A 21,826-nucleotide genomic window follows, 5' to 3' on the forward strand; every position below is an offset into this window, starting at 1 on the left:
ACTGTGTCCCACAAGCCGAAACATACCTCCCAGAATTTAGGATGTCCAGATGGTGGGAGTCACTCCGAAGCCGCGGACCTTGGCGGAAAAGGTCTGGGACGACCATGTCGTGCGTGCAGCCGATGGCGAGCCCGACCTGCTCTACATCGACCTGCACCTGCTCCACGAGGTGACCAGCCCGCAGGCCTTCGACGGCCTGCGCCTGGCCGGCCGGCCCGTGCGGCGCACCGACCTCACGCTCGCGACCGAGGATCACAACACTCCGACCGGGTACGCGGATCCGGCCTTCAACACCCGTCGCGGCGAGCTGCTGACGATCGCCGACACGGTGTCCCGCACGCAGATCGAGACGCTGCGCAAGAACTGCGCCGAGTTCGGGGTGCCGATCCGGCCCCTCGGCGACGTCCAGCAGGGCATCGTGCACGTGATCGGCCCGCAGCTGGGTCTCACCCAGCCGGGCATGACGATCGTCTGCGGCGACTCGCACACCGCCACGCACGGCGCGTTCGGCGCGCTCGCCTTCGGCATCGGCACCAGTGAGGTCGAGCACGTGCTCGCCACCCAGACGCTGCCGCAGGGCAAGCCGAAGACGATGGCGGTCACCGTGGTCGGCGAGCTCGGCCCCGGCGTGAGCGCGAAGGACCTGATCCTCGCGCTGATCACGCAGACCGGCACCGGCGGCGGCAACGGCCACATCGTGGAGTACCGCGGCGAGGCCATCCGCGGGCTCTCCATGGAGGGCCGGATGACCATCTGCAACATGAGCATCGAGTGGGGCGCCAAGGCCGGCATGATCGCGCCGGACGAGACCACGTTCGCCTACCTCGAGGGCCGCGAGCACGCGCCCCAGGGCGAGCAGTGGGACGCCGCGGTCGCGTACTGGAAGACCCTGGCCACCGACGAGGGCGCCGAGTACGACACCGAGATCATCCTGGACGCGGCGTCGGTCAGCCCGTTCATCACCTGGGGCACCAACCCGGGCCAGGGCGCGCCGCTCAACGGCGCTGTGCCGGACCCGGAGGAGTTCATCGAGGAGACCGACCGCAACGCGGCCCGCCGCGCGCTGGAGTACATGGATCTGACGCCGGGCACGCCGTTCCGGGACGTCCCGGTCGACGTGGTCTTCGTGGGCTCCTGCACCAACGGCCGCCTCGAGGACCTGCGGGCCGCCGCCGCCGTGCTGCGCGGCCACCGGGTGCACGACGACGTCCGCATGATGATCGTGCCGGGGTCGTACCAGGTGCGCGAGGCCGCCGAGGCCGAGGGCCTCGACAAGGTCTTCACCGAGGCGGGCGCCGAGTGGCGTTTCGCGGGCTGTTCCATGTGCCTGGGCATGAACCCGGACACGCTCAGCCCCGGCCAGCGGGCCGCCTCCACGTCCAACCGCAACTTCGAGGGCCGGCAGGGCAAGGGCGGGCGCACCCACCTCGTCTCGCCCCAGGTCGCCGCCGCCACCGCCGTGGTGGGTCGCCTGGCCGCGCCGGCCGACCTCTGATTCGGAAGAGACAGACAGATGGACAAGTTCGTCACCCACAGCGGCAAGGTCATGCCCCTGCGCCGCTCCGATGTGGATACCGACCAGATCATCCCGGCCGTCTACCTGAAGCGGGTCACCCGCACCGGTTTCGAGGACGGGCTGTTCAGCGCGTGGCGGGACGACCCGTCGTTCGTGCTCAACAACCAGGCCCACGCCGGGGCCACGATCCTGGTGGCCGGCCCCAACTTCGGCACCGGATCGTCCCGGCAGCACGCGGTCTGGGCGCTGCGCGACTGGGGTTTCAAGGTCGTCATCGCGGCCCGATTCGGCGACATCTTCCGCGGCAACGCCCTCAAGGAGGGCCTGCTGCCGGTCCAGCTCGACCAGAAAGCGGTCGAGGCGATCTGGGACATGGCCGAGAGCGAGCCGGAGAAGCAGATCACCGTGGACCTCGGGGCCCGTCAGGTGCGCGTGGACGACGCCTCCTGGTCGTTCCCGATCGACGATTTCAGCCGCTGGCGCCTGATGGAGGGCCTCGACGACATCGGACTGACCCTGCGGAACGAGGAGACCATCACCTCGTACGAGGAAGGTCGCCCGGTTTTCAAGCCGGTCACCGTCTGATCGGCAAAACGCTGTCAGCACACGGTTTTTCGCCCCCATCGGGTCCCCGGTGGGGGCGAATTCGTTGCAACACAAGGGTTTTTTTCCCACGAATGTTTGTGTCTGCTGGTCAGAGGGCATACGGTGCGCGCAGAATGGCTCGCATTGGGCCAATGATGCTTGTTCGCGACGGTGGCGACCGCGTGCACGACATGCGGAGCCTCTCAAGGCAAGCATCAGTTCTCACGTTCGGGAGGAAAAACCGTGAACAAGGCCGAGCTCATCGAGGCGCTCGCCGCCCGACTGGGAGACCGGAAGACGGCGACAGCGGCGCTGGATGCGGTCATCAGCGAGGTGCAGAACGCCGTCACCAAGGGCGACAAGGTGGCGATCACCGGCTTCGGCTCGTTCGAGAAGCGGGTGCGTAACGCACGTACCGCCCGGAATCCCAGGACCGGCGAAACCGTCAAGGTGAAGAAAACATCGGTGCCGGCGTTCCGCCCCGGAACTGCGTTCCGGGAGATGGTCGCGGCCGGAAAGGTCGCCAAGGCGGCCGCCCCGGCCAAGAAGACGGCCACCGCCACCAAGACGACGGCGGCCAAGGCCACCACCGCCACCAAGACCGCCGCCGTGAAGAAGACGACGGCGACCAAGGCGGCGCCGGCCAAGACCGCGGCGACCAAGGCGGCGGCGACCAAGGCGGCTCCGGCCACCAAGACGGCCGCGGCCAAGAAGACCACGGCCACCAAGGCGGCTCCGGCCAAGACCGCCGCCACGAAGACGACCGCGGCGAAGAAGACCACGGCGACCAAGGCGGCACCGGCCAAGACGGCGGCCACCAAGACGGCTCCGGCCAAGAAGACGGCCACCGCCACCAAGACGACCGCGGCAAAGAAGACCACGGCGACGAAGGCGGCGCCCGCCAAGAAGGCGGCGACCGCGACCAAGACGGCGGCGGCGGCGGCCAAGAAGACCACCGCTCGCAAGACGACGACGGCGGCTGCCGCCACTCCGGCCCGCGCCCGGGCCACGTCACCGTCGGCGCGCAAGACCCGCTGACGTAGGTGGCGCTGACGTAGGTAGCCAGCAGCGACAGGCGTCCACTCGTACGGTGGACGCCTTTCGTGTGTCCCGGCGCGGAAACGGCGCCGGAGCCTACCGTCCGGGGCATGGAGCGAGATGCGACGCCGCGCGGGCTGGTCGGCCGGTCGCTGATCGCGGCCCTGCTGTTCGCGGCCGCGGTCGTGCCGGGGTGGACGCTCGGGAACCTGACCGAGTCGTGGACCGGAAACGGGTTGCTCGACTGGCTCGTCACCTGCGCCTGGTCCGGCCTCGCGGTGCGCGTGCTGGCGCCGTGGGCGTCCTACCGGGCCCGGGACGGCTGGCTCGGCCTGATCCCGCTCTACGGCTGGTATCTCACGTGTGTGCTCTGCTGGCGGGTGGCGCTGCTGCCCTTCCGCGACTGGGAGCCGCGCGAGGACGAGCTGTGGCGGGCCCGCTGGCTCACCGGCGATCGGCTCGGCCTGTGGCGGGCCGACCCGGCGCCGGCCCGCTCGACCGGCCGCACGGCCGCTAGAGCCGGGACGCGTCCAAGAGCTGGTTCCCGGCCCAGGTGAGCAACCAGCCGTCGCCCTTGGGCGTGCGGTAGGTCTCCGGATCGGCGTCGCGCAGGGTGGCCAGCAGCGTCGGGATGATCTTGCCCTGGCTGCAGATCACCGGGACGCCGCCGCCGCGCAGGTCGAGCAGCCGCTGCGCGGCCAGTTTCGCCTTGGCCGGCGCCTCGTCGGCCTCGGCCGGCTCGGCGAACGCGCCGTCCTGCACGATCGGCCGGCCCACGGTCTCGGCCAGCGGCTCGAGCGTCTGCTTGCAGCGCAACGGGGTGGCCGCGATCAGCCGATCGGGGCGCAGCAGCGCCAGCACCCCGCCGATCCGCGCGGCCTGGTCGCGGCCGCGCTCGTCGATCGGGCGCAGCGCGTCGTTGCCCTTCCACTCCTTGCGCTCGCCGGCGTGCGCGTGCCGCACGAGGGCCACCACGGCGGTGACCGGCGGCAGCGCGGCCGCCTGCTCGAGCACCCGGCGCTCGTCGGCGTAGCTGAGCCGGGCGGCGGCCTCGGCCGGCGGCAGCCAGGCGAGCTCGTCGACCTCGGACGTGTCCTGCACCGGGCCGTCGGTGGCCAGCCGCATCAGCCAGAAGTCGACGGTCTTCGGGGTGCCGTCGGGCAGGCCGTAGGCGACCTGCGGCAGGTGCAGCTGCGGGACGCCGGCGCCGCCGGTCTCCTCGGCGACCTCGCGGACCGCGGCGGCCAGCGGGTGCTCGCCGCCGTCCAGCTTGCCCTTGGGCAGCGTCCAGTCGTCGTAGCGGGGGCGGTGCACGAGACACACCTCGATGCCGTCGCCGGCCGGGCGGTAGAGCACACCGCCGGCGGCACGGATGGGGTCGGGCATCAGACCGCCTTGCCGATGGTGCGGCGCAGCAGCGCCTCCTGGAGGTGCCGGTGCGGCTCGGAGGGGCCGAACGGGCGGCGGTGCCAGGTGCCGTCGCCGGCCAGGTCCCAGCCCTCGCTCTCGTCGCTCATCGAGAGCTCCAGCACGTTGCGCAGGTCGGCCTGGGCCGACGGCAGCGTCACCCGGACCAGCGCCTCGACCCGGCGGTCGAGGTTGCGGTGCATGAGGTCGGCCGAGCCGATCCAGTACTCGGCGTCGTCGCCGACGCCGAACCGGAACACCCGCGAGTGCTCGAGGAAGCGGCCCACGATCGACCGGACCCGGATGTTGTCCGACAGCCCCGGCACGCCCGGCCGCAGCGCGCACATGCCGCGGATGATCAGGTCGGACCGCACGCCGGCCTGCGAGGCGCGGTAGAGCGCGTCGATCGTCTCCTCGTCGACCAGCGAGTTCACCTTGAACTGCACGAGCGCCTCGCCGCCCGCCCGGGCGATCTCGACCTGCCGCTCGATCCGCTGGATCAGGCCGGTGCGCACGCCGTGCGGCGCCACCAGCAGGCGGCGGTACTGGCGCTGCCGGCTGTACCCGGTGAGCACGTTGAACAGGTCGGTCACGTCCGCGCCCACCTCGGGGTCGGCGGTGAGCATGCCGAAGTCCTCGTACAGCCGCGCGGTCTTGGGGTGGTAGTTGCCGGTGCCGATGTGGCAGTAGCGCCGGATCTGGTTGCCCTCCTGGCGTACCACCAGGGCTGTCTTGCAGTGCGTCTTGAGGCCGACCAGGCCGTAGACGACGTGGCAGCCGGCTCGCTCCAGCGTGCGCGCCCAGGCGATGTTCGCCACCTCGTCGAAGCGCGCCTTCACCTCGACCAGCACCACCACCTGCTTGCCGGCGGCGGCCGCGTCGACCAGCGCGTCGACGATCGGCGAGTCGCCCGAGGTGCGGTAGAGGGTCTGCTTGATGGCCAGCACGTTGGGGTCGGCGGCGGCCTGCTCGATGAAGCGCTGCACGCTCGTCGAGAACGAGTGGTACGGGTGGTGGACCAGGATGTCGCTCTCGCGCAGCCGGTTGAACACGCTGCGCGGCACCTCGCCGTCGGCCAGCTGCGGGTGGGTGGCCGGGACGAACGGGCGGTCCTTGAGGTCGTCGCGGTCGCACTCGCCGAAGACCTGCCACAGCGAGGACATGTCGAGCAGGCCGGGCACGCGCTGCACGTCCTGGCTGTCCATGTCGAGCTCGCGGGCCAGGGTGTCGAGCACGTGGTCGCTGATCGAGGCGGCCACCTCGAGCCGGACCGGCGGGCCGAACCGGCGCTGGGCGAGCTCGCGCTCGAGCGCCTGGAGCAGGTCTTCGTCGCGGTCCTCGTCGACCTCGAGCTCGGCGTTGCGGGTCACCCGGAACAGGTGCCACTCCTGGATCTGCATGCCCGAGAACAGCTGGTCGAGGTGGACCGCGATGAGCTCCTCGACGGGCAGGAAGCGCGCGCCGCGGCTGTCGTTCTGCACGGTCACGAAGCGCGGGACGTTGTTCGGAACCTTTATGCGGGCGAACAGCTCGGACTCCCGGCCGTCCGGATCGCGCAACACCACGGCCAGGTTCAGCGACCGGCTCGAGATGTACGGGAACGGGTGCGCCGGGTCGACGGCGAGCGGGGTCAGCACCGGGAAGACCTGCTCGCGGAAGTACGTGCGCAGCCGCTCGCGCTCGCCCGGGCCCAGCTCGCCCCAGCTGACCAGCTCGATGCCCTCGGCCGACAGCTTCGGCCGCACCTCGTCGGCGAAGCAGGCCGCGTGCCGGGTGACCAGGTCGGCCGTCCGCTGGGTGATCATCTCCAGCTGGTTGCGCAGCGAGCTGCGGTCGCCGCCGCGCATCGGCAGGCCGGCGCTGAGCCGCCGCTTCAGGCCCGCGACCCGCACCATGTAGAACTCGTCGAGGTTGCCGGCGAAGATGGCCAGGAACTTCGCGCGCTCGAGCAGCGGCGTGTTCGGGTCCTCGGCCAGCGCCAGCACCCGCGCGTTGAAGTCGAGCCAGGACAGCTCCCGGTTGAGGAACCGGTCGTCGGGCAGCTCGGGCGCGTTGTCGGACTCGAAGACCTCGTCCGTGGCCCGCGGCTCCTCGGCCTCGGCGATCTCGGTCATCAGATGCTCCGTCGGTGTCGGTATCTCTTCGGCGACGAGGGCGACGCCGGAGGTGCTCTCCTCGCTGCTCCGGGGGAGGAAGCGGCCGTTGGGGCCACGCCGGCGGGCTTCGGGGATCCGGGGCGAGGTGTGCATCGCTCCATCATTGCGGGTTTAGCGGGAACGTGAAACGAACAGGTGCTTGATCAACTCAACCGATTCCGGGAATGGCCACTCGGCTGATCGTGCCCGTGGCCTCGGTCTCCACCTCGACCCGCTGCCCGAGGCGGAGCAGCCGCAGGCCCGACCGCTGGAACGCGTCAGCGCCGAAGGGCAGCTCAGTGCCGTCGTCGAGGAGGAGCGTCCCGCTGCGGGATTCCGGGTCAAAGGTCGCAATCGTGCCTTGCATGCCCTGCACGCTACCGGGTTCAGGCGGCTGGGACGCAGCTCACCGTGAGTCCCAGATCACGAAGCAGCTCGCAGGTGTGCCGGCCGGCGCCGAGCTCCAGCACCCGCCGCAGGTCGGCGGGGGTGTCGACGTCCTGCCGCAGGCCCGGCCAGTCGCCCGCGAGCGGCCGGGCGCCGGAGGCGGCGTGCGCCCCGGCCGAGCCGATGCCGAAGCGCGGGTCGAGCGGCACCCCGGGCGGCGCCGCCAGCAGCACGGTGCCGGTGCCGGCCGCGTCGGCGACGAAACCGCGCCCGTTCCCGGCGGCGGCCAGGGCCTCGTCCAGGTGCGAGGGGCGCAGGGCCGGCAGGTCGCCAGCCAGCACGGCGCGGAACCGGCCGATCCCGGCGACCTCGTCGGCGCCGAACCGCATGGCCGCGTTGAGGTCGGCGCCCGGGCGGTCGGGCTCGACCCGGGCGCCCAGCGCGGTCACGGCGGCCGCGGCCATCGGGTCGTCGGTCACCACCACGAGCTCGGCCACGGCCTCGCCGGCCAGCACGGCCGAGACCGTGTCACGCACCATGGCCAGCGCGAGGTCGGCGTGCCGGGCGGCGGGCACGGCGCCGCGCAGCCGGCTCTTCGCCGCGCTCAGCCGCTTGACGGGGATCACCGCCGTCCAGTCCCGGACCATGCCGCCAAGTCTGCCAGCGACGGTCGTCACGCCGGCGGCAAGGACCCCTGCCTGGTCCCGGCGGCCGCGAGCAGGCATGATTCCAGCGAGGTCATGGGGCCGCGGTGGGGACACGCCGCGGGTAGGGCAGGAGGGGCCGTGGCACGGCGCAGGCTGGGATTCTGGCGACGTTTCGCGGTCGTGCTCGTCCTCCCGGTGCTCAAGATCTGGACCAAGCGGACCTGGGCCGGGCTCGACAAGATCCCGCCGACCGGTGGGGTGATCATCGCGCCCAACCACGTGTCGCACTTCGACCCGCTGGTGGTGGCGCACTTCATCTACGGCGCCGGCCGCTGGCCGCGCTTCCTCGGCAAGGCGAGCCTCTGGCGGGTGCCCGTCATGGGGCCATTCCTGCGCAAGGTCAAGCAGATCCCGGTGGAACGCGGCAGTGTGGAGGCGGTGAAGTCGCTCGACGCCCTGGTCGCCGCCCTCGACGACGGCGGCGTGGTGGTGATCTATCCGGAGGGCACGACGACCCGGCAGCCCGACCTGTGGCCGATGCGCGGCAAGACCGGCGCGGCCCGGCTGGCGCTGCTCACCGGCGCTCCGGTCGTCCCGATGGCGAACTGGGGCGCGCAGACGGTCTTCGACCCGCGCACCAGCAAGCTCAAGGTCAAGATGCGTACGCCGGTGACCGTCGCCGCCGGCGACCCGGTCGACCTGTCCCGGTGGTCCGGCGCCCAGCCGACCCGGGCGGTGCTCGACCAGATGACCGACAAGATCATGCTGGACGTCCAGGAGCTGCTCACCGGCCTGCGCGACGGCACCCCGCCGCCCGAGCTGTACGACCGGCCCGCCGCCAAGCGCGCCACGACGACCACCACCGAGGACGCCGGATGAGCCGGGTGGCCGTGATCGGCGCGGGCGCCTGGGGCACCGCGTTCGCCAAGGTGCTGGCCGAGGCCGGCAGCGACGTGACCATGTGGGCGCGCCGCGAGCAGGTCGCGGCCGAGATCCGCGACCGGCACGTGAACGAGAGCGCCCTGCCCGGGCTGAAGCTCCCGGCCACCATCACCGCCACCAGCGACATCGCCGAGGCGGTCGGCGGCGCGGGCCTGATCGCCATCGCGGTGCCGTCCCAGACGCTGCGCGGCAACCTGGCCGAGTGGGCCGCCCACTTCGCGCCCGGCGCCACGCTGGTCTCGCTGATGAAGGGCATCGAGCTCGGCACGACCAAGCGGATGAGCCAGGTCATCGTCGAGACCGCCCGGGTCGAGCCGGACCAGGTCGTGGTCGTCTCCGGCCCCAACCTGGCCCCTGAGATCGCCGGAGAGCAGCCGGCCGCGACCGTGGTGGCCGGGACCGACCCCGACCGCTGCCGGGCCGTCCAGCAGGCGATCGCGCTGCCCTACCTGCGCCCGTACACGAGCGAGGACGTGATCGGCTGCGAGATGGGCGGCGCCGTCAAGAACGTGATCGCGCTCGCCTACGGGATGACGATCGCGATGGGCATGGGCGACAACACCCGGGCCTCGCTGATCACCCGGGGGCTGGCCGAGACCGCCCGGCTCGGCGTGGCCCTGGGCGCCGACCCGCTGACCTTCGCCGGCCTGGCCGGCCTCGGCGACCTGGTCGCCACCTGCTCGTCGCCGCTGTCGCGCAACCGCACCTTCGGCGAGGAACTGGGCCGGGGCCGGTCGCTGGAGGAGGCGCAGAAGGCGGCCCGGCAGACGGCCGAGGGCGTGAAGAGCTGCCTGGCGATCCGCGACCTGGCCCGGACGGCCGGGGTGGAGATGCCGATCACCGAACAGGTCGAGCGGGTGTGCCACGAGGGCGCCGATCCGCGCGTCGCCGTGAAGATGCTGATGGGCCGGGAGATCAAGCCGGAATGAGCGAGTACTCCGACGGAACCCGCGTCGTGCACGCGGGCCTGCCCGAGCCGGTCGTGGGCGAGCCGTTCCTGCCCGGGCCGGTGTTCGCGGCGCCGTACCACCTCGATCCGGTCGACGGCCCGGGCGAGAACGGCTACGCCCGCACCGAGCACCCGACCCGGCGGCAGCTGGAGGCGGCGATCGGCCAGCTCGAGGGCGCGCCGACGCTGGTCTTCGCGAGCGGCCAGGCGGCGATCACCGCGCTGCTGCTGTCGGTGCTGCGCGCGGGCGACACCGTGGCGCTGCCCGCCGACGGCTACTTCACGGTCCGGGCGTTCGCCGAGGGAGCACTCCGGGAGCTGGGCGTCTCCGCGATCCAGGTGCCGACCGCCGGCCCTTACCCCGACTTCTCGGGCGTACGGCTGGTGCTGCTCGAGACGCCGGCCAATCCCGGCCTCGACGTGTGCGACATCGGGGCCGTCGCCGCGGCCGCCCACGCCGCCGGCGCCCTGGTCGCGGTCGACAACACCACGGCCACGCCGCTCGGCCAGCTCCCGCTCGCGCTCGGCGCCGACGTCGTGGTCGCCTCCGGCACCAAGGCGCTGACCGGCCACTCCGACGTGCTGCTGGGCTACGTGTCGACCGGCGACGACGAGCTCTTCGCCAAGGTCGAGACGTGGCGCAAGCAGACCGGCGGCGTGCCCGGAGCGTTCGACTGCTGGCTCGCGCACCGCTCGATCGCGACGCTCGACCTGCGGCTGGCCCGCCAGACGGCGAACGCGGCGGCGGTGGCGTCGCTGCTGGCCGCCCGGGACGACGTGACCGGCGTGCGCTGGCCGGGCCTGGAGTCGGATCCGTCGTACGCGGTGGCGAGCGCCCAGATGCGGCGCATCCCCGGGGTGGTCTCGTTCGACCTCGGGTCGGCCGACCGGGTGGCCCGCTTCCTCGCCGCGGCCTCGCTCGTCTTCGCGGCGACCTCGTTCGGCGGCGTGCACACCACGGCCGACCGGCGGGCCCAGTGGGGCGACGACACCGCGCCCGGCTTCGTGCGTTTCTCGTGCGGGATCGAGGACACGGACGACCTGCTGGCCGATCTGACCGCGGCCCTGGACCAGGCTTGAACACCTTCTCCGCCGACGAGGTCGCGGCGCTGGCGACCGGCGAGAGCTTCTTCGCCGCGCCGGGCGAGCGGGTCTGTCCCGCGTGCGGCGAGAAGCGACTCCGCGCGTACGTGAACGCGCCGTCGAACGCGCGCCGGCCGACCCTGGTCAGCTACGTCTGGTGCGCGGCCTGCCAGAAGTTCGTGGGCACCCGCGCCAAGCACCCCGAGGGCCTGGTCTTCTCCGACCCGCTGGCCGAGCTGGCCGACCCGCAGCGCCGTGAACTGGAGCGGAGCCTGGTCGGCTTCCTCGCGTACCTCAATCGTCTCTGGGATGAAGGAACGCTCCCGCAGACGTTCGCCACCTGACGCTCACCCGACATCTCCTTGCTTGGATGCCTCGTCGGCTCTATGGTTCGTTACATGAGTAATGAACCGCAGAACTAGGGAGGCTCGGTGTTCGACGACCGCAGCCCGATCTACCTGCAGATCGCCGACGGGATCAAGAACGACGTTCTGAGCGGCGCCCTCAAGGAGGACGAACAGGTCATGTCCACCAACCAGTACGCGGCCTTCTACCGCATCAACCCGGCCACCGCGGCCAAGGGCTTCGCCCAGCTCGTCGACGAGGGCGTGCTCTACAAGAAGCGCGGCATCGGCATGTTCGTCAGCCCGGACGCCCGGGAGCGGCTGCGGGCCGAGCGCCGTCAGCGGTTCTTCAGCGAGGTGGTCGAGCCGATGCTGGACGAGGCCAAGCGCATCGGCATCGAGGTCGACGAGATCGTCCGGCACCTCGGGAGCGCCCGATGATCGAGATTCGCGACCTCACCGTCCGGTACGGCTCGACGGTCGCCGTCGACGACGTCAGCCTCGACCTGCCGGCCGACAAGATCTACGGCCTGCTCGGCCGCAACGGCTCGGGCAAGACCAGCCTGCTCTCGGCCCTCGCGTCGTACCGCCGCCCGTCGGCCGGCACGGTCCGGGTCGACGGCGCCGACGCCTTCGAGAACCCGGCCGTCATGCGCAACACCTGCTTCATCCGCGACGGCCTCGACAACAACGACTCCGACAAGGTGCGCCAGCTCATGACGTTCGCGAGCTGGATGCGGCCGGGGTGGGACGCGGACTACGCGGCCAAGCTGCTCGACCTGTTCGAGATAAACCCGGCCAAGCGGGCGGCTTCGCTCTCGCGGGGTCAGCGGTCGGCGGTCGGCGTCGTGCTCGGGCTGGCCTCGCGGGCGCCACTGACCATCCTGGACGAGACCTACCTCGGCATGGACGCGGTGGCCCGGTCGGCGTTCTACCGCGAGCTGCTCGCCGACTACATGGCCCACCCGCGCACGGTCATCCTCTCCACCCACCTCATCGAGGAGGTCGCCGACCTCTTCGAACGAGTGATCATCGTGGACCGGGGACGGGTGCTGCTGCACCAGGAGACCGACGAGCTGCGCGGCCGCGGGGTCACCGTGACCGGGCCGGCCGCCGCGGTGGACGTCTTCGCCGCCGGGCGCCTCGTGCTCGGCGAGCAGAACCTCGGTGGCGTACGCGCCGTGACCCTCGACTGGCGGCCCGAGCCGGCCGACATCAGCCGCGGCGAGGCGGCCGGGCTCACCTTCGGCCCGGTCGGCATCCAGGACCTCTTCATCCACCTCACGTCCCCCGCACAGCGGCTGGAGGCCACCCGATGAGCGCGAGCACCGCCCTGTTCCGCGTCTACCGGCCGATCCTCGCCTGGTTCGTGCCGATCGTCCTGGCCGCCTACCTGATCGTGGCCGGCCTCGTGGCGTCCTCGACCGACCTCGGCTTCAGCATGTGGATGGTGCTGTGCGGCCCGGCCTCGAAGTACTGGCTGCTGGTGGTCGGCATCATGCTGGTCGCGATGCAGCTGCGGCAGTTCGTGACCAACGGCGCGACCCGGCACGAGTACCTCGCCGCGCTCGGGGTGTTCGGCCTGGTCATGTGCGTGAGCTTCGCGGTCGCGGTGGTGGTCGGGCACGCCCTCGAGAGCGTGCTGCTGGAGGCGATCGGCAAGCGCGGCGACGGCTACCCGGTGGTGACGCTCGGCCGCGCCGTCACCGAGCTCGGGCACATGCTGCCGCTTACCCTCGCCTACTTCGTGTCCGGCGCCCTGATCGCGGTCGGCTTCTACCGCTGGCGTGCCGTGATCGGCCTCGGCGTCATGGTGGTCGGCGCGATCCCGGCGGCGGTGGCCGAGTGGCTCCTGAACGTCGACGAGTTCGGCACGTTCAACGCCTCGCTGCCGTACGCGGCGGCGCTGCCGATCTCGTTGCTGGCCACCGCCCTCGCCGCCGTCGCCCTGCACCGGGCGGTCAGCGACGTGCCGATCCGCCGCCCGGCCGCCTGACACTCAGACGCGGGTCGTTCGGGAGAGGTCGTGCAGCCAGTCCCGTGTCACCGGCATCTCGGAGCCGCCGGTGACGCGGCGCAGCGCGTCGCTCGGTGCGACGCCGAGCAGGACCAGCGTCGTGCAGGCCAGCAGGGTCGACCGGCCGACGCCGCCGAAGCACTGGGTGGCCACGAAGCGCCCGGCCCGCACGTGCGCGGCGAGCTTGCCGGCGAGACCGACCACCTTGGCCGCCTCGTCGCGCGGGATGCCGCCCTCGGCGATCGGGAACGGGACGAAGTCGACGCCGAGCTCGGCCGCGGCCGTCGCCGTTCCGCCGAAGCCCATCCGTTGCTGCTCGGCGGTGGTCAGCGCGGAGACCAGAACGGTGACCCCGCTGGCGGCGAGCTCGGTCAGCTCCTCGGCCTCCCAGCCGTCGCCACGCGGGTGCGCGATCGTCGCCAACTGCCCGGTGTTCGTCTCGGCGACTACCTGGAGTGTTGCTCTCATGAACCCGCAGTTCCCTCGTCCCGTGGCGGCGGCCGGGCAATCCCGTGAGTGGCTAACGCAGAGTAGGGTTCCCCCCGGCATGACCGCTAGCGAGAGGCTCGAAGAAAAGTGACGACTCCCCGGAAAACCCGCGTCGCGATCGTGTTCGGTGGCCGCAGCTCCGAGCACGCCATCTCGTGCGTGAGTGCCGGGAGCATCCTGCGAGCCCTCGACCCCGGTCAGTACGAAGTGGTGCCGGTCGGCATCACCCGCGAGGGCGGCTGGGTGCTGGCCGGCGAGGACCCGGCCACGCTGGCGATCAGCGAGCGGAAGCTGCCCGAGATCACGGCGGCCAGCGGCCACGCGGTCGTGCTCGCCGCCGACCCGACCGCCACCGAGCTGATCGTGCGCGACCCGGCCGACGGCGTCTCGTCGCTGGCCGGCGTCGACGTGGTCTTCCCGGTGCTGCACGGCGCCTACGGCGAGGACGGCACGATCCAGGGCATGCTCGAGATGGCCGGCATCCCGTACGTGGGGGCCAACGTCTTCGCCTCGGCCGCGGCCATGGACAAGGAGTTCACCAAGAAGCTCGCGACGGTCGAGGGCATCCCGGTCGGGCCGTACGCGGTTCTCCGCGCCGGCGTCTCGCTCAGCAACGAGGACAAGGAGCGCCTGGGCCTGCCGGTCTTCGTGAAGCCGTCGCGGGCCGGCTCGTCGCACGGCATCACCAAGGTCACCGACTGGGCCGACCTCGACGACGCCGTCGCCACCGCCCGGCAGATCGATCCGAAGGTGCTGGTCGAGGCCGCGATCGTGGGCCGCGAGATCGAGTGCGGCGTGCTCGAGGGCGAGGCCGGCGGCACGCCCGAGGCGTCCCTGCTCGCCGAGATCCACGTCGACGAGCACGACTGGTACGACTTCGAGGCGAAGTACCTGGACGGCGGCCGCTACGACATCCCGGCCGACCTGCCCGCCGAGGTGACCCGCCAGGTCCAGGAGTACGCCCGCCGCACGTTCACCGCGCTCGACTGCGCCGGCCTGGCCCGGGTCGACTTCTTCGTCACCGCCGACCACCAGGTCTACCTCAACGAGATCAACACGATGCCGGGCATGACGCCGACCTCGATGTTCCCGCTGATGTGGGCCGCCACCGGGCTCGAGTACCCGAAGGTCGTCGACCGGCTGATCCGCACCGCGCTACGCCGCGGCACCGGCCTTCACTGACGTTTTATTGCGTGCATCCGGTGGGCACGCCCGTGCTCTTCGACTTCACCGTCTTGACCACGGCGTCGGAGAACTCGTTCGCCCACTGCGCCGTCTGCTGGTAGCTGCCGGGCACCGTCACCTGCACGGCGACCTCACGGTCCATCGTGGTGAACACGTCGGACGCCGGGCCGTCCTGGCCCCACCAGCAGACCCCGTTCATCGCGAACATCGTGGCGTCCAGCGGCACGCAGCCCGGGTGCCCGCCGTCGACCCGCTCGCACATGGTCGGCTGCGTCACACCGCAGGCCAGCGTGACCGGGGGCGCGCCCCACGCCGCGTTCTGCTCGGCGCCACCGGTCACCTTCCGGGCGGGCAGGTTGCGTACGGCCGTCGGCAGCTGTGACGTCACCGCGAGGCAGACCTGAGCGGTGGTCGCGTCCAGCTTCGGCGCCGCCATCGGCACCGGCGCGGACGGCACCACCTGGGGTGCGGTCGACGTCGGCGCCGGCTGCGCCGCGGAGTCGTTCCCGGGCGCGAGACGCCAGAAGATCAGGAGGCCCGCGAGGATCGCGATCGGAACCGCGAACGCGGCCGCCCACAGCGCGGCGCTGCGCGCCGTCTTGTCCGGCCTGCGCACCTCGGGCGGAGTCTCCACGTCGACCATGCTCAGAGGTTTACCACGGAGCAGGTGAGCGTCCGCATGATGCCCGTGACGTTCTGGACTTTGCTCACAATGAGCCCGCCGAGGTCGTCAACGGTGTGTGCCTCGGCGAGCACCACCACGTCGTAGGGCCCCGTCACCGCGTCGACCCGGATGACACCGGGGATCTTTCCGATCGATACGGCCACGTCATGAGCCTTTCCGACCTCCGTTTGGATCAGGATGTATGCCTGGACCACGATCCGCTCCCATCCGCCGCCAGCCGTAACTCGAACGTGAAACTACCGTAAGAATCCACGCGGCTGCGGGACGCCACCGGAAGGAAGGCTGCACAGGGTGAGCATTGCCGAGATCGGCGAGTTCGGGTTGATCGCCCGGGTCGTCGCCCGGCTCGACCAGGGCACGAGGACGCTGCTCGGCCCGGGTGACGACGCCGCGGTGGTGTCCGCGCCCGACGGCCGGGTGGTGGCCTGCACCGACGTGCTGGTCGAGGGGCGCCATTTCCGCCGCGACTGGTCGTCGGCGAGTGACGTCGGTCACCGCGCGGCGGCCGCGAACCTGGCCGACATCGCGGCGATGGGCGCCGATCCGACCGCGCTGCTGGTCGCGTTCTGCGCCCCGGCCGATCTCGACGTGGCCTGGGCCGAGGACCTGGCCGGCGGCCTGTCGGACGAGGCGGCGCGGGTCGGCGCGAGCGTGGTCGGCGGCGACATGTCGTCGAGCCCGACGCTGACGATCGCGGTGACCGCGCTGGGCGATCTCGGCGGCCGCGCGCCGGTGGTGCGGTCGGGCGCGCAGCCGGGCGACGTGCTGGCGCTGGCCGGGCGCACCGGGCACGCGGCGGGCGGATACACCATCCTGTCCCGGGGATTCCGCACGCCGAAGGTGCTGGTCGATGCCTATCGGCGACCGGACGTGCCGTACGCGGCCGGTCCGCTCGCCGCCCGGCACGGCGCCACCTCGATGATCGACGTCTCGGACGGGCTCCTCCAGGATCTCGGTCACCTCGCGTCGGCCAGCCTGGTGGCGATCGACGTGCGGCGGGACGCGTTCACCGTCCCCGATCAGATGCGGGACGCGGCGACGGCGCTCGGCGTCGACCCGTACCAGTGGCTGCTCGCCGGGGGAGAGGACCACGCGCTGGCCGCGACGTTCCCGCCCGGCGTGACCCTGCCCGAGGGGTGGCACGAGATCGGCACGGTGCACGACGGCACCGGCGTGACGGTCGATCGACGGCCGTGGTCCGGCCCACAGGGCTGGGACCACTTCCGTTAGAGAAAGCTCAGTCGGTAGTTATTGTCGGTCTCGTGCAGGAGATCAAGATCAGAAGGGCGGACATCGGCGAGCCGGCCGTACGGGCATTGCTCGTCGACGTGCTGTCCGAGCTGTCCGAGCGATACGGCGGCAGCGGGGACGACACGCCCATCGGCGCGGACGACTTCACGCCGCCGCGGGGTGCGTTCTTCGTGGCCGACGACGGGGAGCGGTTGCTCGGCTGCGTCGGCTGGCGCCGGCACGGTGACGACGCCGAACTCAAGCGGATGTTCACCGCCAAGGCGGGGCGCCGGCGTGGGCTGGGGCGGCGCTTGCTGGCCACCGTGGAGGAGTCTGCTCGGGCTGCCGGCTGCAAGCGGGTGATCCTGGAAACGGGCGACAAGCAGCCCGAGGCGATCGCGCTCTACGAGAAAGCCGGATATGTCCGGATAGAGGACTTCGGCTTCTACGCCGGCGAAGAGGGCGTGCTGTCCTTCGCGAGAGACCTGTAACGCACTTAGCCGCCCGACCCCAGTGGGATCGGGCGGCTAAGAAGAGCAGGCACTCGAACTAGGCGCGGACGACCTTGCCGGCCTTGATGCACGAGGTGCAGACCTTGAGCTTCTTGGTCGTGCCGCCACCGGCCGGGGTACGCACCGACTGAATGTTCGGGTTCCAGCGGCGGTTGGTCCGCCGGTGCGAGTGGGACACGTTGTGGCCGAAGCCCGGTCCCTTGCCACAGACGTCGCACACGCTAGCCACGGGGTACTCCTGAGGTTTGTCTTCTAGATCGTCAAGGCAGCCCCGCGAACCAACGCCAAGGCAACCCGGCAAGGTTACCCGATGGTGCGCCGTGACAGCCAATCGCCCCCGGTCAGGGTGCGGTCCGCGGAGAATGTCAGGGGACGTTAGTACGATTTTCGCGTGCTGGAGACCCTGGACGCTGCCGCCGTACGCCGCTGGTGCGGCGGTGGGCTGGAAGCGCTCCGCGCCCACCAGCGCGAGATCGACGAGCTGAACGTCTATCCGGTGCCCGACGGCGACACCGGCACCAACCTCGTGCTCACCCTCACGTCGGCCCAGCAGGCGCTCGACGAGGTGGCCGGCGAGCCGGCGCCGCCGGGCAGCTCACCCCCGGGCAGCACGCTGCGCCGGATGGCCCGGGGCGCCCTGCTCGGCGCCCGCGGCAACTCGGGCGTGATCGTCTCGCAGATCCTCCGCGGCATGGCCGACAGCCTGGCCACCTCGGCCGCGGCCCGCGGCGCCGATCTGGCCCGGGCCCTGCGTTCGGCGTCCGAGGCGGCCTACGCGGCGGTGGCCCGCCCGGTCGAGGGCACGGTCCTGTCCGTGGTGGCGGCGGCCGCCGAGGGCGCCGGCCGCATCAAGTCCGACGACCTGGTGGCGGTCGCCCGCGCCGCGGCCGGCGCGGCGGCCGAGGCCCTGGCCCGCACCCCGCAGCAGCTGCCGGTGCTGGCCCGGGCGGGCGTGGTCGACGCCGGCGGCCGCGGGCTGGTCCTGCTGCTCGACGCGCTGGTCGAGGCCCTCACCGGCCCCGGCGCCGAGCCCGAGGCGGCCGCGCCCGCGGTCGTCGCCCCGCCGAGCGACGACGACGTCTTCGGCTACGAGGTGCAATACCTGCTCGAGGCCGACGAGCCGGCCGTGGCCACGCTGCGCACGGCGCTCGACGGCCTGGGCGACTCGCTCGTCGTGGTCGGCTCCGGCGACGGCACCTGGAATGTTCATGTCCACGTGAGCGCCGCCCGCATCGGCCCCGCGCTCGAGGCCGGGGTCGTGGCCGGCCGGCCGCACCGCATCAGCGTCACGCCGCTCGAGGACGGTCGCGCCCACGTGATCGAGCCCCAGGTCGTGGCGCCCCCGCCGGAGCCGGCGCGGGCCGCCGTCGTGGTGGCCGCGGGCGACGGGCTCACCGCGCTCTTCGAGGCCGAGGGCGCCACCGTCGTCGGCCGCAACCCGTCGATCCGCGAGATGGTCGAGGCGATCACCGCGTCCGGCGCCGGCAGCGTCGTGCTGCTGCCCAACGACGCGAACACCCAAGCCGTCGCCACCGTCGCCGCCCGCGAGGCCGAGTCGGCCGGGGTGCGGGTGAGCGTGGTGCCGACCCGCTCGCCGGTCCAGGCGCTCGCCGCGCTGGCCGTGCGCGACCCGGCCCGGCCCTTCGCCGACGACGTCATCGCGATGGCCGAGGCGGCCGGCGCCTGCCGCTACGGCGAGGTCTGCACCGCCCAGCGCGACTCGCTCACGGTCGCCGGCCCGTGCCGCGCCGGCGACCTGCTCGGCCTCGTCGACGGCGAGGTGCACGTGATCGGCGCCGACCTCGGGGACGTCAGCCGCCGCCTGCTCGACCGCATGCTGGGCGGCGGCGGCGAGCTGGCCACGCTCGTGCTCGGGGCCGACGCCCCGGCCGCCCTCGAGGGGACGCTGCGCGGCCACGTCACGCACGCCTGGCCGTTCGTCGAGCTCGAGTGCTACGCGGGCGGCCAGCCGCGGTATCACCTGCTGGTTGGAGTGGAATGACCGAGCCGACTGCCACCGCCACCACGACGACCACGCCGTTGCGCGCGGTGCTGGGCGAGCGCACCGCCAAGGCGCTCGCCACCCACCTCGACCTGCACACGGCCGGCGACCTCGTCTATCACTTCCCCCGGCGCTACGACGAGCGCGGCGAGCACACCGACATGCGCGACCTGCAGATCGGCGAGCAGGTCACGCTGCTGGCCCAGGTGCAGTCGATGAGCGTCAAGCCGATGCGCGCCCGCAAGGGCAACATGCTGGAGATAACCATCGGCGACGGCTCCGGCGCCACGCTGACGTGCACGTTCTTCAACCAGGCCTGGCGCGAGCGCGAGCTGCGCCGCGGCCGGTGGGGCCTGTTCGCTGGCAAGATCACCGACTTCCGGGGCAAGCGGCAGCTCAACGGCCCGGCCTATCAGCTGCTGAGCGCCGACGCGACGCAGGACGAGGCGGCCGAGGAGATCGAGGAGTTCGCCGGCGCGCTCATCCCGGTCTACCCGGCGGCCCAGGCGGTGCCGACGTGGGTGATCGCCAAGTGCGTGCGCACGGTGCTCGACACGTTCCAGGCGCCCGACGACCCGCTGCCGCCGCCCGTGCGCGCCAACCGCAACCTGGTCGGCATCGGCACCGCCCTGCACGAGATCCACCGCCCCACGTCGAAGGAGGCGCTGTTCTCGGCGAAATACCGGCTGAAGTGGGACGAGGCGTTCGCGGTCCAGCTCACGCTGGTGCAGCGGCGGGCGCGATCGGCCGCCATCCCCGGCACCGCCCGGCCCCGCGTCCACGGCGGCATTCTCGACAAGTTCGACGCCTCCTTGCCGTACGAGCTGACCGAGGGCCAGCGTGAGGTGGGCGAGGAGATCGCCGCCGACCTGACCCGCCCTCATCCGATGCACCGGTTGTTGCAGGGCGAGGTCGGCTCGGGCAAGACGCTGGTCTCGGTGCGGGCCATGCTCCAGGTCGTCGACTCCGGCGGCCAGGCGGCCCTGCTCGCGCCGACCGAGGTGCTCGCCACCCAGCACTTCCGCGGCATCGGCGCCCAGCTCGGCGCGCTCGGCCGGGCCGGCGAGATCGACGGCGACCCCGGCGGCACGCAGCTCACCCTGGTCACCGGCTCGCTCGGCGCGGTGGCCCGGCGGGCGGCGCTGGCCAAGGTCGCGGACGGCACGGCCGGCATCGTGATCGGCACGCACGCCCTGCTCTACGAGGGCGTCGACTTCAAAGACCTGGGCCTGGTGGTGGTCGACGAGCAGCACCGGTTCGGCGTCGAGCAGCGGGACGCCCTGCGCGCCAAGGCCGCCCGCCCACCCCATGTGCTGGTCATGACGGCGACCCCGATTCCGCGTACGGTCGCGATGACCGTCTATGGAGACCTCGAGACGTCCACTTTGTCGCAGTTGCCGCGCGGCCGCTCGCCGATCGCCTCGCACGTCGTGCCGCCCGAGCGCCCGGCGTTCCTCGACCGGGCCTGGAAGCGGCTGCGCGAAGAGGTCAAGAACGGCCATCAGGCGTACGTGGTCTGCCCGCGCATCGGCACCGCGGGCGCCGACGAGGACGAGGAGCCTCCCGGCGACAATGAGCCCGCCCGGCGCCCGCCCCTGGCCGTCACCGAGGTCGGCTCGCTGCTGGCCGAGGGACCGTTGCACGGCCTGCGGATCGGCGTGCTGCACGGCAAGCTGCCCACCGACGAGAAGGACGCGGTGATGCGCGCGTTCGCGGCCGGCGACCTCGACGTCCTGGTCGCCACCACGGTCATCGAGGTCGGCGTCGACGTGCCCAACGCGACCGTCATGATCATCATGGACGCCGACCGGTTCGGCGTCTCCCAGCTGCACCAGCTGCGCGGCCGGGTGGGCCGCGGCTCGGCGGCCGGCATCTGCCTGCTGGTCACCGAGTCGGTCGAGGGCACCGCCGCCCGCGAGCGGCTCGACGCGGTGGCGGCCACCACCGACGGCTTCCGCCTCTCCGAGATCGACCTCGAGCAGCGCCGCGAGGGCGACGTTCTGGGCGCCTCGCAGTCCGGCCGCCACTCGCACCTGAGGCTGCTCTCCCTGCTGCGCGACGCCAAGCTGATCACCGACGCCCGCACCGAGGCGTCCGAGCTCATCGGCGACGACCCCGACCTGTCGAAATACCCCGCCCTGGCCGCCTCGGTGGCCGCCCTGGTCGACGAGGAGCGGGCGGAATACCTGGAGAAGGGCTGACGACTTTGATCCTGCACATCTGCCCGCGCGACGTCTGGGCCAAGGCGGTCGCGGAGGGCGCCTACGAGGGCGACACGCTGGCGACCGAGGGCTACATCCACTGCTCCACCGCCGAGTGGGTGCACATGCCCGCGACGCTGCGTTTCCGGGGCCGCACCGACCTGCTCCTGCTGCACATCGACGAGTCGCTGCTGCCGGTCCCGGTCACCTGGGAGGAGGGCGACCCGCCCCATCCGGAGGGCGCGCTCTTCCCCCACCTCTACGCGCCGTTGCCGGTCGCCGCGGTCGTCGAGACCACCGAATACCTGCCCCATCCGGACGGCTCTTTCCCCCGTCTCTCATAAGAACTCGTCTCTCATAAGAAAGGCGGGGGGGGTTCCCAGGGGCGGAGGTGCTTTTCCCCGCAGGCTTGCTCTCGGGGGGGGGGGTTGCCTTTTTGTGCAGAGGCCAGGAAAAAAAGAACCCCCCCCGC

At 72.1% G+C, this 21,826-nt stretch carries 25 protein-coding genes; 17 read left to right on the forward strand and 8 right to left on the reverse strand.

Features of this window, described 5'->3' with window-relative positions; genetic code table 11:
• Positions 1 to 49: 49 nt before the first annotated feature.
• From leuC to ACZ6TB_RS40185, 4 genes are all read left to right on the forward strand, one after another.
• The gene (leuC, locus tag ACZ6TB_RS40170) at positions 50 to 1,495 is read left to right on the forward strand and encodes a 3-isopropylmalate dehydratase large subunit (RefSeq protein ID WP_465564219.1); all 1,446 of its coding nucleotides are present in this window, start codon (positions 50 to 52) and stop codon (positions 1,493 to 1,495) included.
• 18 nt (positions 1,496 to 1,513) lie between these two features.
• Complete coding sequence (gene leuD / locus ACZ6TB_RS40175; protein WP_465564222.1) at positions 1,514 to 2,101, forward strand: 3-isopropylmalate dehydratase small subunit; 588 nt, start codon at positions 1,514 to 1,516, stop codon at positions 2,099 to 2,101.
• A gap of 243 nt (positions 2,102 to 2,344) precedes the next feature.
• Positions 2,345 to 3,139 (forward strand): HU family DNA-binding protein, encoded by a 795-nt coding sequence (locus ACZ6TB_RS40180; RefSeq protein WP_465564225.1) that lies wholly within the window; start codon positions 2,345 to 2,347, stop codon positions 3,137 to 3,139.
• Between the two features lie 110 nt (positions 3,140 to 3,249).
• Positions 3,250 to 3,696: a hypothetical protein gene (locus ACZ6TB_RS40185; RefSeq protein ID WP_465564228.1), complete on the forward strand. Its 447-nt coding sequence runs from the start codon at positions 3,250 to 3,252 to the stop codon at positions 3,694 to 3,696.
• Here the strand turns inward: ACZ6TB_RS40185 and ACZ6TB_RS40190 are convergent.
• The 4 genes from ACZ6TB_RS40190 to cofC form a co-directional block, all read right to left on the reverse strand.
• Positions 3,653 to 4,525, reverse strand: a complete 873-nt coding sequence (locus ACZ6TB_RS40190; RefSeq protein WP_465564231.1) for an NUDIX hydrolase — start codon at positions 4,523 to 4,525, stop codon at positions 3,653 to 3,655. The two genes, ACZ6TB_RS40185 and ACZ6TB_RS40190, sit on opposite strands and share 44 nt — an antisense overlap.
• On the reverse strand, positions 4,525 to 6,660 hold the full coding sequence (locus tag ACZ6TB_RS40195) for an RNA degradosome polyphosphate kinase (RefSeq protein WP_465564233.1): 2,136 nt from the start codon (positions 6,658 to 6,660) through the stop codon (positions 4,525 to 4,527). Before ACZ6TB_RS40195 ends, ACZ6TB_RS40190 begins: the two co-directional genes overlap by 1 nt.
• Positions 6,661 to 6,850: 190 nt before the next feature.
• On the reverse strand, positions 6,851 to 7,048 hold the full coding sequence (locus ACZ6TB_RS40200) for a cold-shock protein (RefSeq protein WP_465564236.1): 198 nt from the start codon (positions 7,046 to 7,048) through the stop codon (positions 6,851 to 6,853).
• Positions 7,049 to 7,067: 19 nt separating this feature from the next.
• Positions 7,068 to 7,715: a 2-phospho-L-lactate guanylyltransferase gene (cofC, locus tag ACZ6TB_RS40205; protein WP_465564239.1), complete on the reverse strand. Its 648-nt coding sequence runs from the start codon at positions 7,713 to 7,715 to the stop codon at positions 7,068 to 7,070.
• Between the two features lie 138 nt (positions 7,716 to 7,853).
• Here cofC and ACZ6TB_RS40210 point away from each other — a divergent pair, with 138 nt between their 5' ends.
• The 7 genes from ACZ6TB_RS40210 (at position 7,854) to ACZ6TB_RS40240 (ending at position 13,029) form a co-directional block, all read left to right on the forward strand.
• Complete coding sequence (locus tag ACZ6TB_RS40210) at positions 7,854 to 8,594, forward strand: lysophospholipid acyltransferase family protein (protein ID WP_465564241.1); 741 nt, start codon at positions 7,854 to 7,856, stop codon at positions 8,592 to 8,594.
• Positions 8,591 to 9,586: an NAD(P)H-dependent glycerol-3-phosphate dehydrogenase gene (locus ACZ6TB_RS40215; protein WP_465564244.1), complete on the forward strand. Its 996-nt coding sequence runs from the start codon at positions 8,591 to 8,593 to the stop codon at positions 9,584 to 9,586. Before ACZ6TB_RS40210 ends, ACZ6TB_RS40215 begins: the two co-directional genes overlap by 4 nt.
• Positions 9,583 to 10,686 (forward strand): cystathionine gamma-lyase, encoded by a 1,104-nt coding sequence (locus tag ACZ6TB_RS40220; protein WP_465564246.1) that lies wholly within the window; start codon positions 9,583 to 9,585, stop codon positions 10,684 to 10,686. Before ACZ6TB_RS40215 ends, ACZ6TB_RS40220 begins: the two co-directional genes overlap by 4 nt.
• Positions 10,683 to 11,033, forward strand: a complete 351-nt coding sequence (locus tag ACZ6TB_RS40225) for a hypothetical protein (protein WP_465564249.1) — start codon at positions 10,683 to 10,685, stop codon at positions 11,031 to 11,033. The genes ACZ6TB_RS40220 and ACZ6TB_RS40225 overlap by 4 nt, the downstream gene beginning before the upstream one ends.
• An 87-nt stretch (positions 11,034 to 11,120) precedes the next feature.
• On the forward strand, positions 11,121 to 11,474 hold the full coding sequence (locus tag ACZ6TB_RS40230; RefSeq protein ID WP_465564252.1) for a GntR family transcriptional regulator: 354 nt from the start codon (positions 11,121 to 11,123) through the stop codon (positions 11,472 to 11,474).
• On the forward strand, positions 11,471 to 12,352 hold the full coding sequence (locus ACZ6TB_RS40235) for an ABC transporter ATP-binding protein (RefSeq protein ID WP_465564255.1): 882 nt from the start codon (positions 11,471 to 11,473) through the stop codon (positions 12,350 to 12,352). Before ACZ6TB_RS40230 ends, ACZ6TB_RS40235 begins: the two co-directional genes overlap by 4 nt.
• Positions 12,349 to 13,029 (forward strand): hypothetical protein, encoded by a 681-nt coding sequence (locus ACZ6TB_RS40240; RefSeq protein WP_465564258.1) that lies wholly within the window; start codon positions 12,349 to 12,351, stop codon positions 13,027 to 13,029. The genes ACZ6TB_RS40235 and ACZ6TB_RS40240 overlap by 4 nt, the downstream gene beginning before the upstream one ends.
• A gap of 3 nt (positions 13,030 to 13,032) precedes the next feature.
• Here the strand turns inward: ACZ6TB_RS40240 and ACZ6TB_RS40245 are convergent, their stop codons facing one another.
• Positions 13,033 to 13,518: a protein-tyrosine phosphatase family protein gene (locus ACZ6TB_RS40245; RefSeq protein ID WP_465564261.1), complete on the reverse strand. Its 486-nt coding sequence runs from the start codon at positions 13,516 to 13,518 to the stop codon at positions 13,033 to 13,035.
• A gap of 108 nt (positions 13,519 to 13,626) precedes the next feature.
• Here ACZ6TB_RS40245 and ACZ6TB_RS40250 point away from each other — a divergent pair, with 108 nt between their 5' ends.
• Positions 13,627 to 14,721, forward strand: a complete 1,095-nt coding sequence (locus tag ACZ6TB_RS40250) for a D-alanine--D-alanine ligase family protein (RefSeq protein ID WP_465564264.1) — start codon at positions 13,627 to 13,629, stop codon at positions 14,719 to 14,721.
• A gap of 4 nt (positions 14,722 to 14,725) precedes the next feature.
• On the opposite strand, the gene ACZ6TB_RS40255 is transcribed toward ACZ6TB_RS40250, so the two are convergent.
• Both ACZ6TB_RS40255 and ACZ6TB_RS40260 read right to left on the reverse strand, forming a co-directional pair.
• Positions 14,726 to 15,367 carry a DUF3515 family protein gene (locus ACZ6TB_RS40255; protein ID WP_465564267.1) on the reverse strand — a complete coding sequence of 214 codons (642 nt, stop codon included), beginning with the start codon at positions 15,365 to 15,367 and terminating at the stop codon, positions 14,726 to 14,728.
• A 2-nt stretch (positions 15,368 to 15,369) separates the two neighbouring features.
• On the reverse strand, positions 15,370 to 15,603 hold the full coding sequence (locus ACZ6TB_RS40260) for an Lrp/AsnC ligand binding domain-containing protein (RefSeq protein WP_465564270.1): 234 nt from the start codon (positions 15,601 to 15,603) through the stop codon (positions 15,370 to 15,372).
• A 97-nt stretch (positions 15,604 to 15,700) separates the two neighbouring features.
• Between ACZ6TB_RS40260 and ACZ6TB_RS40265 the strand changes: the two genes are divergently transcribed.
• Entirely contained in the window at positions 15,701 to 16,639 is a 939-nt protein-coding gene (locus tag ACZ6TB_RS40265; protein ID WP_465564273.1) for a thiamine-phosphate kinase, read from the forward strand.
• A gap of 32 nt (positions 16,640 to 16,671) precedes the next feature.
• Positions 16,672 to 17,130, forward strand: a complete 459-nt coding sequence (locus tag ACZ6TB_RS40270) for a GNAT family N-acetyltransferase (protein ID WP_465564275.1) — start codon at positions 16,672 to 16,674, stop codon at positions 17,128 to 17,130.
• A gap of 58 nt (positions 17,131 to 17,188) precedes the next feature.
• On the opposite strand, the gene rpmB is transcribed toward ACZ6TB_RS40270, so the two are convergent.
• A complete protein-coding gene (gene rpmB, locus ACZ6TB_RS40275) occupies positions 17,189 to 17,380 on the reverse strand; it encodes a 50S ribosomal protein L28 (protein WP_026207002.1) in 192 nt (63 codons plus the stop codon).
• A 162-nt stretch (positions 17,381 to 17,542) separates the two neighbouring features.
• Between rpmB and ACZ6TB_RS40280 the strand changes: the two genes are divergently transcribed.
• From ACZ6TB_RS40280 to ACZ6TB_RS40290, 3 genes are read left to right on the forward strand one after another with little or no spacing between them, the layout of a single operon-like run.
• A complete protein-coding gene (locus tag ACZ6TB_RS40280; protein ID WP_465564278.1) occupies positions 17,543 to 19,153 on the forward strand; it encodes a DAK2 domain-containing protein in 1,611 nt (536 codons plus the stop codon).
• On the forward strand, positions 19,150 to 21,354 hold the full coding sequence (recG, locus tag ACZ6TB_RS40285) for an ATP-dependent DNA helicase RecG (RefSeq protein ID WP_465564281.1): 2,205 nt from the start codon (positions 19,150 to 19,152) through the stop codon (positions 21,352 to 21,354). Before ACZ6TB_RS40280 ends, recG begins: the two co-directional genes overlap by 4 nt.
• 5 nt (positions 21,355 to 21,359) lie before the next feature.
• The gene (locus ACZ6TB_RS40290) at positions 21,360 to 21,698 is read left to right on the forward strand and encodes a DUF952 domain-containing protein (RefSeq protein WP_465564284.1); all 339 of its coding nucleotides are present in this window, start codon (positions 21,360 to 21,362) and stop codon (positions 21,696 to 21,698) included.
• Positions 21,699 to 21,826: the final 128 nt, after the last annotated feature.

Source organism: Actinoplanes sp. NPDC051537, from assembly GCF_055586105.1.